This window comes from Neisseria sp. P0021.S007, from assembly GCF_051956855.1.
Genome location: NZ_JBQCXA010000278.1, coordinates 1 through 859, shown reverse-complemented (window position 1 = coordinate 859; position 859 = coordinate 1). Strand labels below are relative to the sequence as shown.

2 pseudogenes are annotated in these 859 nt (G+C 47.8%); both read left to right on the top strand.

Annotation, left to right across the window (positions count from 1 at the left end):
• A pseudogene (locus tag ACTHUR_RS12805) lies at positions 1-318 on the top strand (hypothetical protein); the annotation flags it as partial.
• 233 nt (positions 319-551) lie between these two features.
• A pseudogene (locus ACTHUR_RS12800) lies at positions 552-859 on the top strand (AMP-binding protein); the annotation flags it as partial.

The following is an 859-nucleotide window of genomic DNA, read 5'->3' as shown; positions in this document are numbered from 1 at the left end:
ATGTATTGGTATCCCGTCGCCGTCAATGCACTGATGCTTGCCATTTTCGGCGGCAGCCTGTTTGCCAAACAAACCGTTATCGAACGCCTCGCCCGACTGCAACACCCCGACCTGCCGCCCGAAGGTGTGCGCCACACTCGACGCGTTACGAAAATCTGGTGCGCGTTCTTTATCTTCAACGGCGCAACCGCCGCCATTTTGGCAAGCTTGCAATATTACGATTGGTGGGCGGCTTATACAGGCATCGTGTCGTATGTGTTAATGGGAATATTATTTGCCGGAGAGTGGATTTATCGGAAATTAGTTTTGAAGGTTTAAACCATTAAAAATATTTCATCAATTATCAGCCTTTTGTAGACGGACAAAACGGCAAAACCGATCGGTTACTCCATTGCTTCAAAAGAAGTGAAAGCCATTCATTGGAAGAGTGGCAGGCAAATGATTACGAATTGGTACGCCAAACGACAAACAAACAATACGATGAATGCTTGGCCCAATTCAAAGAAGATACCAAGGCAAATACATCAAAATTATAAAACCTTAGAACCATCATGCACCTAACCCAAATTCTATCCCCCGACCTGCCCCAACACGACCTTATCGCTGCCCATCCGAATTGGACGCGTGCTGATTTCAACCGTGCGGTTTTTCATCTGTCAGGCCGTCTGAAACAGGCAGGCGTGCAAACGGCCGCGCTGTGGTTTGACGATGCCGCGCTGTTTGCCTGTGCCGTGTTGGCAGTGTGGCATTCTGGCGGAAAGGTTTTATTGCTGCCCAATTTGGCGCAAGACAATTTGGAGTGGGGAAAAACGGCAGAAGCGTTTTTAACGGATTCAACAGATAAAAAGCTGTCTTCAGA